This window comes from Crossiella sp. SN42, assembly GCF_023897065.1.
In the GTDB taxonomy this organism is placed as follows: Bacteria; Actinomycetota; Actinomycetes; order Mycobacteriales; family Pseudonocardiaceae; genus Crossiella.
The window spans coordinates 151,324-165,380 of sequence record NZ_JAMHIV010000026.1; the positions used below are offsets into that span (position 1 = coordinate 151,324).

Genomic DNA, 14,057 nt, shown 5'->3' on the forward strand with positions numbered 1-14,057 from the left:
AACGGTCCGGCTGGCCACCTACGAGTCCTCCACCCCGGGTGGCCGGGCGAGCCCGTGCCGAACCATGAACAGGATGCCCCGGACCGGTCCAGCGCCGGTCCAGCGGGAGTCCACTGGGGGTCCGTGGATGTTGTTGCACGTGCTCGGTCCACTGACGGCGAGGGGGCCGGACCGGGAGCCCGTGCACCTGGCCGCGCGCAAGCAGCGGCTGGTGCTGGCCACCCTGGCGCTGCACGCGGGCGCCACCGTCTCGACCGAGGCGCTGGTGCACGCGGTGTGGGGCGAGCAGCCGCCCCGCTCGGCGCCGGGCAACCTCAAGACCTACGTCTGGGAGCTGCGCCGCCAGCTGCACCCCGACCTGCGCATCTCCAGTCAGCCCGGCGGCTACCGGCTGGACCTGCCGCCGGATGCGCTGGACCTGTCGGTCTTCAGCGAGCTGCTGCACAACGCCAGCGCCGCGCTCAGCGCCGGTGACGCCGAGCTGGCGCTGCGCCTGGCCGGTGAGGCGCTGGAGCTGTGGCAGGGCACGCCCTTCGGCGAGCTGGACACCGACCAGGCCCGCTCGGCCGCCGCGGCCGCGCTGGACCAGCGCTGGCTGGTGCAGGACGTGCGGGTGGCGGCGATGCTGGCCGCCGGCCAGCACGACGCGGCCACCGCGGTGCTGCGCGGCCTGCTCGGCGAGGACCCGCTGCGGGAGAAGCTGTGGGCGCAGCTGCTGCTCGCGCTCTACCGGGCCGGCCGGCAGGCCGAGGCGCTCTCGGCGTACCGGCAGGCCCGCGCGGTGGTGCGGGCCGAGCTGGGCATCGAGCCGGGGCTGGAGCTGCGTGAGCTGCACCAGCGGATCCTGCGCGGCGATCCCAGCCTGCTGCACGCGGCCGAACCGGCTGGCCCGGAACTGGTGGTGCCCCGCCAGCTGCCCCCGGCCACCGGCAGCTTCACCGGCCGGGAGGCCGCGCTGACCTGGCTGGACGGGCTGCTCGACGGCCTCGACAGCGGCAGTCCGCTGGGCACGGTCACCGGCAGCGCGGGGGTCGGCAAGACCACCCTGGTGGTGAACTGGGCGCACCAGGTCCGGGACCGGTTCCCGGACGGGCAGCTGTACGTGAACCTGCGCGGCTATGCCCAGGGCCCCGCGCTCGGGCCGACCGAGGCGCTGGCCAGGTTCCTGCGCGCGCTGGGCGTGCGGGCCGAACGGGTGCCCGCCGAGCTGGACGAGCAGGCCGGCCTGTTCCGCTCGCTGCTGGCCGAGCGGCGGGTGCTGATCGTGCTGGACAACGCCAGCAGCGCGGACCAGGTCCGGCCGCTGCTGCCGGCCACTCCCGGCTGCGCGGTGGTGGTGACCAGCCGGGACGCGCTGCGCGGGCTGGCCGCCTTCGACGACGCCCGCACCCTGACGCTGAGCGTGCTGCCCACCGCCGAGTCGGTGCGGCTGCTGTCCCGGATCATCGGCGCGGACCGGGTGGCCGCCGACCCGGCCGCCACCGCCGAACTGGCCCGCCGCTGCGCGCACCTGCCACTGGCGCTGCGGATCGCGGCCGCCGACCTGGCCGTGCACCCGGAGCAGGAGGTGGCCGAGTTCGTCGCCGAACTGGGCTCCGACGGGCTGATGGGCCGGCTCACCGTGCACGGCGACGAACAGGCCGCGGTGCGCACCACCTTCGGCCTGTCCTACGGCGCGCTCCAACCGGAGACCGCGCACGTCTTCGCCTGCTTCGGCCTGATGACCGGCGACGACCTGACCGCGCCCGCGGTGGCCGCGCTGGCCGGACTGTCCGAGGCGCAGGCCAGGCAGCGGCTGGCCGAGCTGCGCACCGCGAGCCTGGTCGAGCAGTCCGGGCCGGGCCGCTACCGCTGCCACGACCTGCTGCGGCAGTACGCCAGGGAACGGATCGAGGCCGAGCGCACCCAGGAGGAGCGGGACCGGGCGGTGCGCGGCCTGATCGGCTGGTACCTGCGGCACGCCAGCGCCGCGGTCGAGCTGCTCGGACCCGGCCTGGCGCAGCTGGTCGGCACCGCGCTGTGGGCGGAGGACTTCGCCGGTCCGGTGGCCATCGACAGCACCGACGCCGCGATGGCCTGGCTGGACGACGAGCGCGCCAACCTGATCGCGGCCATCCACCACGCCGCCCAGCACGGCCCGCACGACGGCGCCTGGCTGCTGGCCGACGCGCTGCGCGGCTGCGCCATGACCTTCCGCGGCCTGCTCCCCGGCTGGCTGGGCGCCATCAACGCGGCCCTGACCGCGGCCACCGCCGAGCGCAACACCCTGGCCATGGCGGTGCTGCACGACATCCTGGGCGAGACCTACTGGAGCCTCGGCGAGTCCGGCCGGGCCGAGGCGCACTGCCAGTCCGCGCTCAGCGGCTACCGCACCCTGGGCGTCGTGCCCTCGGAGGCCAGCGTGCTGCACATCCTGGGCCTGCTGCGCTGGGACCGGGGTCAGCTGGACGAGGCCGATGACCACCACTCCAGGGCGTTGCGCGTGTTCGAGGAGCTCAACGACCTGCCCAACCAGGCCCTGGTCCTCTCCGGCATCACCGGTGTGGCCTACGCCCGCGGCGACCTGGCCCGCTGCCTGTCCCTGGCCACCCACACCGTGGAGCTCAGCCGCAAGGCCAAGTCCCCACTGGCCGAGGCCTTCGGCCTGATCGAGCTGGGCTGCGCCCTGCACGAGCTGGGCCGTTACGAGGAGGCCCAGGCCGCCAACACCGAGGCCCGCGACTTCGGCGCCCAGTTCCAGATGGCCTACATCGAGTCCATGGCCCTGCGCGGCCTGGCCCAGCAGCGCTCCGCCCAGCGCGACCACGAGGGCGCGCTGCTCCTGTGCCGGCAGGGCCACCGGGTGGCCACCGAGGCCGGCCTCGGCGTGGTCGCGGTGGAGCTGCTCAACACGATGTCGCAGTGCCTGCGCCTGCTCGGCAGGGACGAAGAGGCCATCCAGCACGGCGAACGCGCCCTGTCCATGATCCGCCAGGCGGAGTTCCGCGTCGGCGAGGTCACCGTCAGCACCGAACTCGCCCTCACCCACCTGTCCATGGGCGAGCTGGCCCCCGCCGCCGCCATGGCCCACAACGCCCTGACCGTCGCCCAGCGCTTCGGCTTCGGCGTCCTGGAAGGCAAGGCCTGGCACACGGTGGCCCTGGTCCGCCAGGCACAGGGCGAGCTGTCAGCGGCGAGGGAAGCCGCGGAGGCGGCCCTGGCCGTCTTCACCGAACGCGGCCACCCCCTGGGCATCGAACAGTCAACGGCCCTCCTGGCCGCCCTGCCCTGACCCCGCACCCGCCATGCCCTGACACGGTTCGCGGCTGGCCGCCAACGTCTCAGGCCACGCAGAACTCGTTGCCCTCGGGATCGGCCAACACGGTGCACCGGCCCGCGGGCTCGTCGACCTCCCACAGCACCCGGGCACCCGCCGCGACCAGCCTCGCGACGTGCTCGCCGACCAGACGAGCCCGCTCAACCTCGTCCTCAGCGCCCTTGCTGGCGCGGATGTCCAGGTGCACGCGGTTCTTGCCCGCCTTTTCCTCCGGCACCCGCTGGAAGTACAGCCGAGGCCCAAGCCCCTCCGGGTCGACCAGGGCGTCACGCTCGCCGAGCAGGTGGGCCATCCCGTTGACCTCGGCGAAGGCCTCCCAGCTGTCATGACCCGGTGGCGGCGGCTGCCGCACGTACCCCAGGGCCAGCGCCCAGAACTCGGCCAGTCCGCTCGGATCACTCGCGTCCATGGCCACCTGAACTTCCAACGCCATCCCAGTTCCCCCTCGCCACCGCCGTCATCACCCGGCCCAGCGCCGCCGCCGAGCCGGCTCCTCGGCCTCCTACCAGTTCCCGCTGAGCCGAGCGCCCGCGGCGAACCCCGGCAGTCGGGCGAACCGACCGAGCGTGCGACCGGACCGCGCCACCACCCGGCGCGCGGTCACTGCACCCCGGCCGCGTCCATCCCGCGCAGCTCCTTCTTCAGGTCGGCGATCTCATCGCGCAGCCGACCGGCCAGCTCGAACTGGAGCTCGCGGGCCGCGTTCATCATCTGGTCGGTCAGCTGCTGGATCAGGTCGGCCAGCTCAGCGCGCGGCATGCCCTTGACGTCCCGCTCGACCAGCACGCCGCTGGTGCCCCGCCCGCCGGTCGGCTTCTTGCCGCGGCTGACGTTGCGGCCGGAACCGCCGATCTCCACCGAGTCGGTGTCCTCGGCCTCGGCGTAGACCACGTCCAGGAGGTCGGCGATCTTCTTGCGCAGCGGCTGCGGGTCGATGCCCGCCGCCTTGTTGTAGGCGATCTGCTTCTCGCGGCGGCGGTTGGTCTCGTCGATGGCGTGCCGCATCGAGTCGGTGACCTTGTCCGCGTACATGTGGACCTGGCCGGAGACGTTGCGGGCGGCCCGGCCGATGGTCTGGATCAGGCTGGTGCCGCTGCGCAGGAACCCTTCCTTGTCCGCGTCCAGGATCGCCACCAGGGACACCTCGGGCAGGTCAAGGCCCTCCCGCAGCAGGTTGATGCCGATCAGCACGTCGAACTCGCCCAGCCGCAGCTGCCGGAGCAGCTCGATCCGGCGCAGGGTGTCCACCTCGGAGTGCAGGTACCGCACCCGGATGCCCAGCTCCAGCAGGTAGTCGGTGAGGTCCTCGGACATCTTCTTGGTCAGCGTGGTGACCAGGACCCGCTCGTCGCGTTCGGCGCGCAGCCGGATCTCGTGCACCAGGTCGTCGATCTGGCCCTCGGTGGGCTTGACCACGACCTCCGGGTCGAGCAGGCCGGTCGGGCGGATGACCTGCTCGACGAACTCCCCGCGCGCCTGCCCCATCTCGTACGGGCCCGGCGTGGCCGACAGGTACACCGTCTGCCCGATCCGGTCGCAGAACTCCTCCCAGTTCAGCGGCCGGTTGTCCAGTGCGCTGGGCAGCCGGAACCCGTGCTCCACCAGGGTCCGCTTCCGCGAGGCGTCGCCCTCGAACATGCCGCCGACCTGCGGCACCGTCACGTGCGACTCGTCGATGACCAGGAGGAAGTCCTCCGGGAAGTAGTCGATCAGCGTCGCGGGCGCCGAGCCGGGGGGCCGGTCGTCGATGTGCCGGGAGTAGTTCTCGATGCCGGAGCAGAAGCCGACCTGGCGCATCATCTCGATGTCGTAGGCGGTGCGCATGCGCAGCCGCTGCGCCTCCAGCAACTTGCCCTGCTTCTCCATCTTGGCCAGCTGGTCGGCCAGCTCGGCCTCGATGTCCCTGATCGCCCGCTCCATCCGCTCCGGACCGGCGGTGTAGTGGGTGGCCGGGAAGACCCGCAGCTCGTCGACCTCGCGCACGATCTGGCCGGTGAGCGGGTGCAGGTAGTACAGCTTGTCGATCTCGTCGCCGAAGAACTCGATCCGGACGGCCAGCTCCTCGTAGGCCGGGATCACCTCCACGGTGTCCCCGCGCACCCGGAACGTGCCGCGGGCGAAGGCGATGTCGTTGCGGGCGTACTGCACGTCCACCAGCGCGCGCAGCAGCTCGTCCCGCACGACCTCGTCGCCGACCTTCAGCCGCACCGACCGGTCCAGGTACTCCTGCGGCGTGCCGAGGCCGTAGATGCAGGACACCGAGGCGACCACGATGACATCGCGCCTGGTCAGCAGGCTCATCGTGGCGGAGTGGCGCAGCCGCTCGACCTCGTCGTTGGTCGAGGAGTCCTTCTCGATGTAGGTGTCGGTCTGCGGGACGTAGGCCTCGGGCTGGTAGTAGTCGTAGTAGCTGACGAAGTACTCGACCGCGTTGTCCGGGAAGAACTCGCGCAGCTCGTTGGCCAGCTGGGCGGCCAGGGTCTTGTTCGGCGCGAGCACCAGCGTCGGCCGTTGCAGCCGCTCCACCAGCCAGCCGGTGGTGGCCGACTTGCCGGTGCCGGTGGCGCCGAGCAGCACCACGTGTTCCTCGCCCGCCTTGATCCGCCGTTCCAGCTCCTCGATGGCCGCGGGCTGGTCACCCGCGGGCTGGTAGTCGGCGACCATGCGGAATCGCCCGTCGGCGCGGGCGATGTCGCCGACGGGACGGAACTGCGAATGTGCGATCACGGGTGCTTCAGCCACGTCTGCGACTGTAGGCGCAGGGACCGACAGTCGGCGATCCCGCCCACCGGGGCCTGTGGATAACTCCAGCCCTCGGCCGGCCCTGTGGATAACTGATTTCACCGCTGACCAGGCCCCCTGTCATGGTGGCCAACGTGAACACAGCGCCCCAGCACCAGCTCCGCCACCACGACTCAGGCCAGTGGCTGTCCCACTTCGTCGGCCACGTCCTCATCGTGTGCCCGCGCTGCGGCGGCCGCGCGGCCGTCGTGCCCAGACCCGGCCTGCCGAAGCCGGAGTCCTGGGCCGAGCTGGTGTTCACCCCGCGGCGACTGGTCTGCGCGGGCTGCGGCACGACCGCGGACTGGGACCACGCGGCCAAGGGGTCGGCCGGTGTGGCGCTGGGCGGCGCCGAGGACCCGTACTTCAGACGACCGCTGTGGTTGCGGACGCGGTGCGCCGGAGAGGTCCTCTGGGCCTACAACCTCGACCAGGTGACCGAGCTGACCGCCTACGTCGGCGCCCGATTACGGGAACGCGGCGAGCCCCGGTCGAACCGGTCGATGCTCTCCCGGTCACCACCCTGGATGAGGGCGGCGGCCAACCGGACCGAGGTGCTCGCCGGTCTGGCACGCCTGCGCGAACTGGCCACCCGGTCCGCGCCCGCCGACCGCTCCGACGCCGTGGACGGCTGGGGCGAGGTGTGCCGATGACCCGCGACGGCCTGGGTGTTCCCGCCACGTCTCCTCACCTGGCCGAATGCGTCCGACTGGCCCTGGAGGGAACCAGAGGGCGCCAGTAGCGTTCGCCCGGGGATTCGCGACATTCAACTGTGGGGGATTCATGTTCGAACGAAGATCGCTTCGTGCTGTCCTTTCCGTCCTGACCGCGGTCGCGCTGCTGCTGGGCATGACCGCGGTTCCGGCGGCCGCCGCCGAGACCGGTTCGATCTCCGGCAGCTTCCTGCGGGGACCGGGCAGGCCGTTGGTAGTCGGGGTGCGGCTCAACGACCTCAACGGCAACCAGCGAGGGTGGACGGCCACCGACACCGAGGGCAGGTTCCGCTTCGAGGGCGTGCCGGTCGGCGAGTACCGGATCGGCTTCTTCGGACCCGAGCGCGCGGTGCAGTACTGGCCGCAGCAGGTCGAGGAGTACCGAGGCAGCACCGTCACCGTCACCGCGGGCGGCACGGCGGTGGTCGAGGAGACCGCGCTGCCGCTCGGCGACCTGGAGTTCACGGTGACCGACCAGGCCACCGGGCAGCCGATCCCGGGCGCGCGCCTGTCCTCCCGCGACGGCCCCTACGCGATCTACGCCACCACCGACACCGCGGGAGTGGCGCGGTTCGGCCCGATTCGCGCGACCACCTGGTCCTTCGGCATTCAGGCCGACGGTTACCAGTACGACATCGTTGGCGAGACGGTCGTGCGCGCCGACCAGACCACCAGCCTGCCCAAGACCCTGGCCAGGGTGGCGGTGCTCAAAGTCGAGTTCGCCTCCGCGGTCACCGGCGCCGCGGTGGGCAAGGCTTGCGTGGGTATCGCGGACGCGGACCAGCGTGATCTGGATCAAGATGGCCAGGATTGCGCGCACGGAACCGGACGGGCGGAGATCACCTACCTGGCGCCTGGGAAGTACCGCCTGTTCGCCATGCCGGGCGACAGGTCCGGCGGTGACGGTGTGCACGGCAGTCAATGGGTCGGCCCCGAAGGCGGCACCGGCGACCCGGCGCAGGCGAAGCTGGTCGAGCTGAGATCCGGTGAGACCACAGAGGTGCGGGTCCGCTTCGACGGGGCCGGTTCGATCACCGGTTCGGTCACTGACACCAAGACCGGCACGCCCGTCTCCGGGCTCTGCCCCGGCACCACGCCCGCGTCCTCCGGATCCCGAGGCCAGTGGGGCGTGCAGTGCACCTATACCGAGGGCCGCTACACCATCGCCGACCTCGGCCCCTACGACTGGCGCGTGCAGTTCCCGGACATGAAGGGCAAGTACGCGTGGCAGTGGTCCGGTGAGGCGCCCGATCGCTTGGCCGCCACCCCGGTGCGCGTCACCGCGGGCGCGGCCACCACCCTCGACGCTCGGCTGAAGCCCGCGGCCAAGGTGACCGGGAAGGTCATCGGCAACACCATCCCGTTCCGCTACGTCTCGGTGAATGCCTACAACGCGCGCACCGGTGACGCCGCGGGCCCGGACGGGCGGGTCACGCTGAACGGCCAGTACTTTCTGTCCGGCCTGGCCAGCCAGGAGATCAAGATCGGCTTCTACGCGACCCGGCACCAGGACTGGTATCCCAAGCCGGTGCACGTCACCGCCGGACTCACCCTGTACGGCCTCGATCTGCACGCCACTCCGGAGAAGTGACCATGCTCTGGGGGCCGTACGCCGGCGCGGCCCCCAGAGCGGCGGGGCTGCGTCTAGCAGTCGCAGGAGCAGTTGGAGCAGCAGCCCTCGCAGCAGTTGCAGGGGTTGCAGCACTCGCCGCAGCAGTCGTTGCAGCAGTTGTCCCGGTGGCACCAGCCCTCTTTGCGCTCCCCGGTCCACGGGTCGTGGTACTCGGCGGCGCAGCAGGTCTGGCAGGTGAACAGGGACAGCGCGGCCACCCCGCAGCCCAGGACCAGTCCGCGTTGCTTGCCCTTGGTCTCGGGGGCCTCGTGCTTGTTCGGGGTGTCCCGTTCGGGCGCGTGCGGGTCGGCTTGGGCGAAGGTCCGCCGGACCGCCTGGTCCAGCTCGTGCGCCAGCAGGGCGTGCACCAGCCGCTGGTCGGTCAGCTCGGCCTCCTTGAGCGCGAGCCGGACGCCCAGCACCGCGTCCTCGCACAGCCGCCGCGCCTCGGTCAGGTCCACGCCGGTGGCCAGCAGCGGGTTCCAGGCCCCGGCCGCCCGGTCGGCTTCCAGGTCCTCGACCGCGTCCAGCAGGTGCACGATCCGGCCGAACAGCCGGCCGGCCTCGCCGAGGGGCGCGGCGTTGTGCGGGCGACCGGCCAGCACCGCGGTGTGCGCGAACGCGGCGCCGGTGGCGGTCTCGGTCGGCTCGGTCACCGCGAGCACCGAGCTGCCCAGCCCGGCCGCAGCCTCCACCTCGGGCTGCCGGTGCACCGCGTCCAGCAGCACCGCGGTGTCGAAGCCAAGGCCGGTGCCGGTGCGTCCGGCGCGCTCGGCCCAGCGGGCGGTGAGCCTGCGGGCCACCCCGGCCACCGGCCGGGCGGCGAAGACGCCGTCGGCGTCGGCGACGTGATCGGAGATCTTGGCCGAGGCCAGGATCAGCGACACCACCGCGGCCAGCCGGGCCCCGTCCCCGTTGGCGATCTCCGCGCCGCGCATGCCGCGCAGCGGGCACGGGCCTGCCTTGCGCCGGGCCCGGGCGCCGTTCTGCTGGGCCTCCACCAGCGCGGAGATGACCAGGCCGTCGTAGTTGGTCGCGGTGCGCGCGACCTGACCGTGGTCGTCACGCAGGGCCAGGCACAGGCCGCACAGGTGCGCCCACCAGGCCGCGCGCAGCGACTCGTCCAACCGGTGCCGGCACGGCCGGATGATTCCGAACATCGTCAGTCCCCCTCGTCAACACTGACACTGGCAACCGCCGGCGCAGTTGCCGCAGGCATCGCCACAGTTGCCGCAGTCACAGCTGCCGCAGTTGCAGTTGCCGCAGTTGCAGTTGCCGCAGTCACAGCTCGAGCAGCTGTTGCAGCAGCCACCGCACTGGCCCTGGCACCACTGGTTGCACCCGGCCACACACCGGTCCCAGCCCTCGGTGTTGCAGCGCAGCCCGTCGGTGCGGCAGGACCGCGCGCAGGCCGCGCAGCCACCGCAGACGGCGAGCGCCAAACCAGAACAGCCAGCCACCCACGGCCACCGGGCGCGCTTGCCCCTCGGGACCTCCCCGGGTGGTGGTTCCGGCATCGGGATCGGCTCGGTGGGTGGGTCCTGCTGCTGGGCGAAGACCCGGTCGACGGCGTGTTCCAGCTCGTGCGCGAGCAGCGCGTGCACCAGCCGCTGGTCGGTCAGCTCGGTCTCCTTGAGCGCGAGCCGGACGCCCCGCACCGCGTCCTCGCACAGCCGCCTGGCCTCGGCGAGGTCGGTGCCGGTGGCGGTCAGCGGGTTCCACGAGCCGGTGGCCGCGTCGGCCGCGCTGTCCTCGACCGCGTCGAGCAGGTGCACGATCCGCCCGAACTGGCGTCCGGCCTCGCCGAGGGGCGCGGCGTTGTGCGGGCGACCGGCCAGCACCGCGGTGTGCGCGAACGCGGCGCCGGTGGCGGTCTCGGTGGGTTCGGTGACGGTCAGCACCGAGCTGCCCGGGCCGACCGCAGACTCCAGTCCGCTCTGGCGGTCGATCGCGGCGAACACCAGCTCGCTGTCGAAGCCGACGATCCGCGACTCCGCGGTGCTCTGCCGGTGCCAGCGCGCGGCCAGCCTGCGCCCGGCGTGCGCGCCGGCCCGGGAGGCGAACGGGCCGTCCCGGTCGGTGACGTGGTCGGCGATCTTGGCCGAGGCCAGCAGCAGGGACACCGCGGCGGCCAGCCGGGCGCCCTCGCCCACCGCGACCTCCGCCCCACGCATGCCGCGCAGCGGGCAGGGGCCCGCGGCGCGGCGGGCCTTGGTTCCGGTCCGCTGGGCTTCCACCAGCGCGGAGATGACCAAGCCGTCGTAGTTGGTGGCCGCCCGCGCCAGGTGACCGTGTGCGTCCCGCAGGGCGAGGCACAGCCCGCACAGGTGTGCCCACCAGGCCGTGCGCAGCGGTTCCGGCAGCCGGTGCCGGCAAGGCCGAATGATCCCGAACAAGCCCCTGCCCCCAGTACGAGGCCACCGGTCCCACACCGGTGGCTGGGCGGGATCTTAGGTCGGCAGGACCAGCCAAGTTCACCGTTTCGTGTAACCAGTTTGGTTCCGTCAGCGGAATCATCCGCAACCTGGCCTGGGCAGGATGGCGGCATGATGAGCGCAGCCGCCGAGAGCCCGCACATCCATCCGCCGAAGGTGGAGCTGTTCGACCTCGCCGCGATGACCAACACCGACCCCAAGGGGTTCGTGCGGCGGGTCGAGGAGTACCGGGTCGAGCCGTTCGGCCTCTACCTGGCCCGCCCGGTGGTCGACCACCCGAAGATGACCTACCTGCAGAGCTGGCTGCTGCCGGAACTCGGGCTGCGGGTGTCGAACTGGACGTTCCGGCCGGAGCGGGTGCGACGGCACTACCTCTACCTGGACATCGTCGACGTCGAGCGTGGCCCCGGCGTGTGGCGCAGCGTGGACCACTACCTGGACATCGTGGTCTATCCCGGGGAACGGCTGGAGGTGCTGGACACCGATGAACTACTGGCGGCGGTGAACGCGGGCCTGATAAACACTCCAACGGCCGAACGGGCATTGCAGACAGTGCATCACTCGGTGGAGGGCATCACCCGATATGATTACCTGACCGAGAAGTGGCTGGCAGCCGAAGGTATTTCCCTGACCTGGCGAACCGAATAGCCCATTAGTCGCCGTGTGTCAGCGCGGTCAACCGCCGTTGGTCGCGTGTCGGCCACCCCCACCCGATCGATACCGATTCGCTTACCAGCCGTGATGTAACAAAACGACCCGGCTTGTCACGGCTCGCACCCCTCCCACTACTGTCTGGGGTTGTGGGCGCGGTCATCACTCCGCAGCTGGTCGACGTGGTCGACACGTTCACCGCGGTGCGCAGTTATTCGTCGGGAACAACCCGGGAACTCTCCGAGTGCCGGGTGGAACCGTGGGGTCTTCGTACGGAATGCTGGACTCCGGAAGATCCATTCGCTGAGGCCGAGGTGACCTGGTTGCTGCCAGATCTCAGTCTCCGGCTGACTCATTATCGGCCGCGTTCCCGCCATGCGCGGACCGCGCCGAGTGTGCTGACCGCGGTGCGCGTTCAGCGGGACACCCGCGCGTGGCGCACCACCGACCTGTTGCTCGGGCTCGCCGTGCCTGGCGGCACCACCGCGCGCATCGTGCGCTCGGAGGAGTTCGCCGCCGCGGTCGCCGGTCAGGTGCTGCGCTCCGCGGACGCCGACCTGGCGCTGCGCGTGGTGCACCGCACCCTGGAGGAGATCAGCAGGCACCGGCACGACCTGGGCACCTGGCTGACCTCCCGGGGCGTCTACGAGATCTGGCCGCCGCTGTAGCTCAGACCGGCGACCAGCCGCTGTCCTCGGCCCAGAGGTTCGCCCGCTCGAACGCCTGGTCGAACCACGGCTCCTTGCTGAGCGCGTACTCCCTTGTCGTGGGCTCACCGGCGAGGCGTTCGGCCAGCTCCCGCTTCAGCTGCTCGTAGGCGACCCGCTCGGCGGGCACGGCGCGCAGCCAGTCCCGGAACAGCAGGGCGAAACGCTGGTTCGGCATGCCCGCGACCCGGATGTGCAGGTTGGCGGCGAGACCGGGGTCGGATGAGGAGTGCAGGCGCTTCTGCCAGCGGGTCACATCGGGGTCGGTGGGCTTGGGGTTGTCCCGGTCGGCCCAGGGCACCGGGGCGAACCCGGCTTCGGTCAGCGGGGCGGCCAGCTCGTCGGCGGTCTCGATGGCCGCGACGGTGAGCTGCAGGTCGATCACGTCCTTGGCGGCCAGGCCGGGCACCGAGGTCGACCCGATGTGGTCCACCCGCAGCGCCCGCTCCCCCGCGACCGCGCGGATCCGGTTGATCAGGCGTTCGGCCCGCCGCGGCCAGTCGGGGCGGTAGTCCACGATGTGGGCGCTGCCGCGCTCGGCCCTGCGGCGCAGCCGGACGTTGGCCTCGAACGGGACCAGCCGGTCGGTCCACAACGCGTCGATCACCGGCATGAGCAGGTCGGGCGAGCCGGTGTTGTCCAGCCACACGTCGGCCACGGCCAGCCGCTGCTCGTCGGTGGCCTGGGCCGCGATCCGGGCCCGCGCGTCCTGTTCCGGCACGCCGCGGGAGGTGACCAGGCGGCGGACGCGCTCCTCGACCGGGGCGTGCACCACGATGGTCAGGTGGAAGCCGGGGGCTAGGCCGTTCTCCACCAGCAGCGGCACGTCGTAGACCACGATCGCGTCGGCGGGGGCGGCCTCGATCAGCTCGGCGGTGCGGGCGCCGACCCTGGGGTGCACGATGGCGTTGAGCCGCAGCCGGGCCGCCTCGTCCTGGAAGACGATCCCGCCCAGCGCGGCGCGGTCGAGCGATCCGTCCCCGGCCAGCACCCGGTCGCCGAACTCCGCGATGATCTCGGCCAGCCCGTCGGTGCCGGGCTCGACCACCTCGCGCGCGATCCGGTCGGCGTCGATGACCACCGCCCCGTGCTCGGCGAGCCGCCCGGCCACCGTCGACTTGCCGGCCCCCATGCCACCCGTCAGCCCAATGCGCAACACGGTAAGGCAGTCTGCCAGGTCAGCGCGGCGCGCCCGCCGCGACCTTGGCCGCCAGCTCGGCGAGCGCCGGACCGGCCCGGTCATCGGGCACCACACCGCTGGGCAAGGTCAACGCGATGGTGCTGCGCCCGACCGCGTAGACCAGCGTCCGCTGCTTCTCCGCCACCACCAGCACCGCCTTGTCCGACCCCACCTGCACGTCGTTGACCGCGGCTCCCTTGCCCCGCTCGGTCTCCACGGTGGCCCGGACCCGCTTCAACGCCGCCGCCTCATCGGCATAGGTCGCCAGCCCCAGCTCCACCAGCGCCGAACCCGCCTGCCCCGCCGGCGCGTCCCTCGGCGGCACGTCCTGCGGCGGCCCGTAGTAGCAGCCCAGGCGCCCGGTCCGCCCGATCTTGGGCTCGGGCACGCCGACCACGGAGCGGACTCCGGTGCCGCCGTTGGTCTTGCCGAGGGCGGTCTCGACGTCGGCGGCGGTGAGGACGTCGGCGCAGTCCTTGGCCAGCGGCTTCGGCGGCGCGGCACTGCTGGGACTGGTGCTGGTGGCCGGCGCGGGAATGGGCGGGGCCGGGTTGTCCTTGGGCGTTTCGCCGCTGGAACAGGCGGTCAGCGCGGTGAACACAGCGGCGACAGCGAGGACGAGCACCCTGGTCATGGGATCAACGTAGTGCCGGGAGCGGGTG

Annotated in this window: 11 protein-coding genes; 5 read left to right on the forward strand and 6 right to left on the reverse strand. The window is 72.2% G+C overall.

Features of this window, described 5'->3' with window-relative positions:
• Positions 1-127: 127 nt before the first annotated feature.
• The gene (locus M8C13_RS29415) at positions 128-3,271 is read left to right on the forward strand and encodes a BTAD domain-containing putative transcriptional regulator (protein WP_252483977.1); all 3,144 of its coding nucleotides are present in this window, start codon (positions 128-130) and stop codon (positions 3,269-3,271) included.
• Between the two features lie 49 nt (positions 3,272-3,320).
• On the opposite strand, the gene M8C13_RS29420 is transcribed toward M8C13_RS29415, so the two are convergent.
• Positions 3,321-3,749 (reverse strand): VOC family protein, encoded by a 429-nt coding sequence (locus tag M8C13_RS29420; protein ID WP_252483978.1) that lies wholly within the window; start codon positions 3,747-3,749, stop codon positions 3,321-3,323.
• A gap of 167 nt (positions 3,750-3,916) precedes the next feature.
• Positions 3,917-6,058 carry an excinuclease ABC subunit UvrB gene (gene uvrB / locus M8C13_RS29425; protein WP_308202874.1) on the reverse strand — a complete coding sequence of 714 codons (2,142 nt, stop codon included), beginning with the start codon at positions 6,056-6,058 and terminating at the stop codon, positions 3,917-3,919.
• A 134-nt stretch (positions 6,059-6,192) separates the two neighbouring features.
• Between uvrB and M8C13_RS29430 the strand changes: the two genes are divergently transcribed.
• Together M8C13_RS29430 and M8C13_RS29435 are read left to right on the forward strand one after the other, a co-directional pair.
• Positions 6,193-6,750, forward strand: coding sequence for a hypothetical protein (locus M8C13_RS29430; protein WP_252483979.1), 558 nt, complete (start codon positions 6,193-6,195; stop codon positions 6,748-6,750).
• Between the two features lie 130 nt (positions 6,751-6,880).
• Positions 6,881-8,401 carry a collagen binding domain-containing protein gene (locus M8C13_RS29435; protein WP_252483980.1) on the forward strand — a complete coding sequence of 507 codons (1,521 nt, stop codon included), beginning with the start codon at positions 6,881-6,883 and terminating at the stop codon, positions 8,399-8,401.
• A 53-nt stretch (positions 8,402-8,454) separates the two neighbouring features.
• Here the strand turns inward: M8C13_RS29435 and M8C13_RS29440 are convergent, their stop codons facing one another.
• Both M8C13_RS29440 and M8C13_RS29445 read right to left on the reverse strand, forming a co-directional pair.
• Complete coding sequence (locus M8C13_RS29440) at positions 8,455-9,582, reverse strand: DUF5685 family protein (protein WP_252483981.1); 1,128 nt, start codon at positions 9,580-9,582, stop codon at positions 8,455-8,457.
• A 15-nt stretch (positions 9,583-9,597) separates the two neighbouring features.
• Positions 9,598-10,818: a DUF5685 family protein gene (locus M8C13_RS29445; protein ID WP_252483982.1), complete on the reverse strand. Its 1,221-nt coding sequence runs from the start codon at positions 10,816-10,818 to the stop codon at positions 9,598-9,600.
• A 150-nt stretch (positions 10,819-10,968) separates the two neighbouring features.
• Here M8C13_RS29445 and M8C13_RS29450 point away from each other — a divergent pair, with 150 nt between their 5' ends.
• Positions 10,969-11,505, forward strand: a complete 537-nt coding sequence (locus M8C13_RS29450; protein ID WP_252483983.1) for a DUF402 domain-containing protein — start codon at positions 10,969-10,971, stop codon at positions 11,503-11,505.
• Positions 11,506-11,915: 410 nt separating this feature from the next.
• Complete coding sequence (locus M8C13_RS29455) at positions 11,916-12,176, forward strand: hypothetical protein (RefSeq protein WP_252483984.1); 261 nt, start codon at positions 11,916-11,918, stop codon at positions 12,174-12,176.
• Between the two features lies 1 nt (position 12,177).
• Here the strand turns inward: M8C13_RS29455 and coaE are convergent, their stop codons facing one another.
• Together coaE and M8C13_RS29465 are read right to left on the reverse strand one after the other, a co-directional pair.
• Entirely contained in the window at positions 12,178-13,374 is a 1,197-nt protein-coding gene (gene coaE, locus M8C13_RS29460) for a dephospho-CoA kinase (RefSeq protein WP_252483985.1), read from the reverse strand.
• Between the two features lie 19 nt (positions 13,375-13,393).
• Positions 13,394-14,057, reverse strand: a 664-nt coding sequence (locus tag M8C13_RS29465) for a hypothetical protein (RefSeq protein WP_252483986.1), incomplete at its 5' end; no start/stop codon positions are given.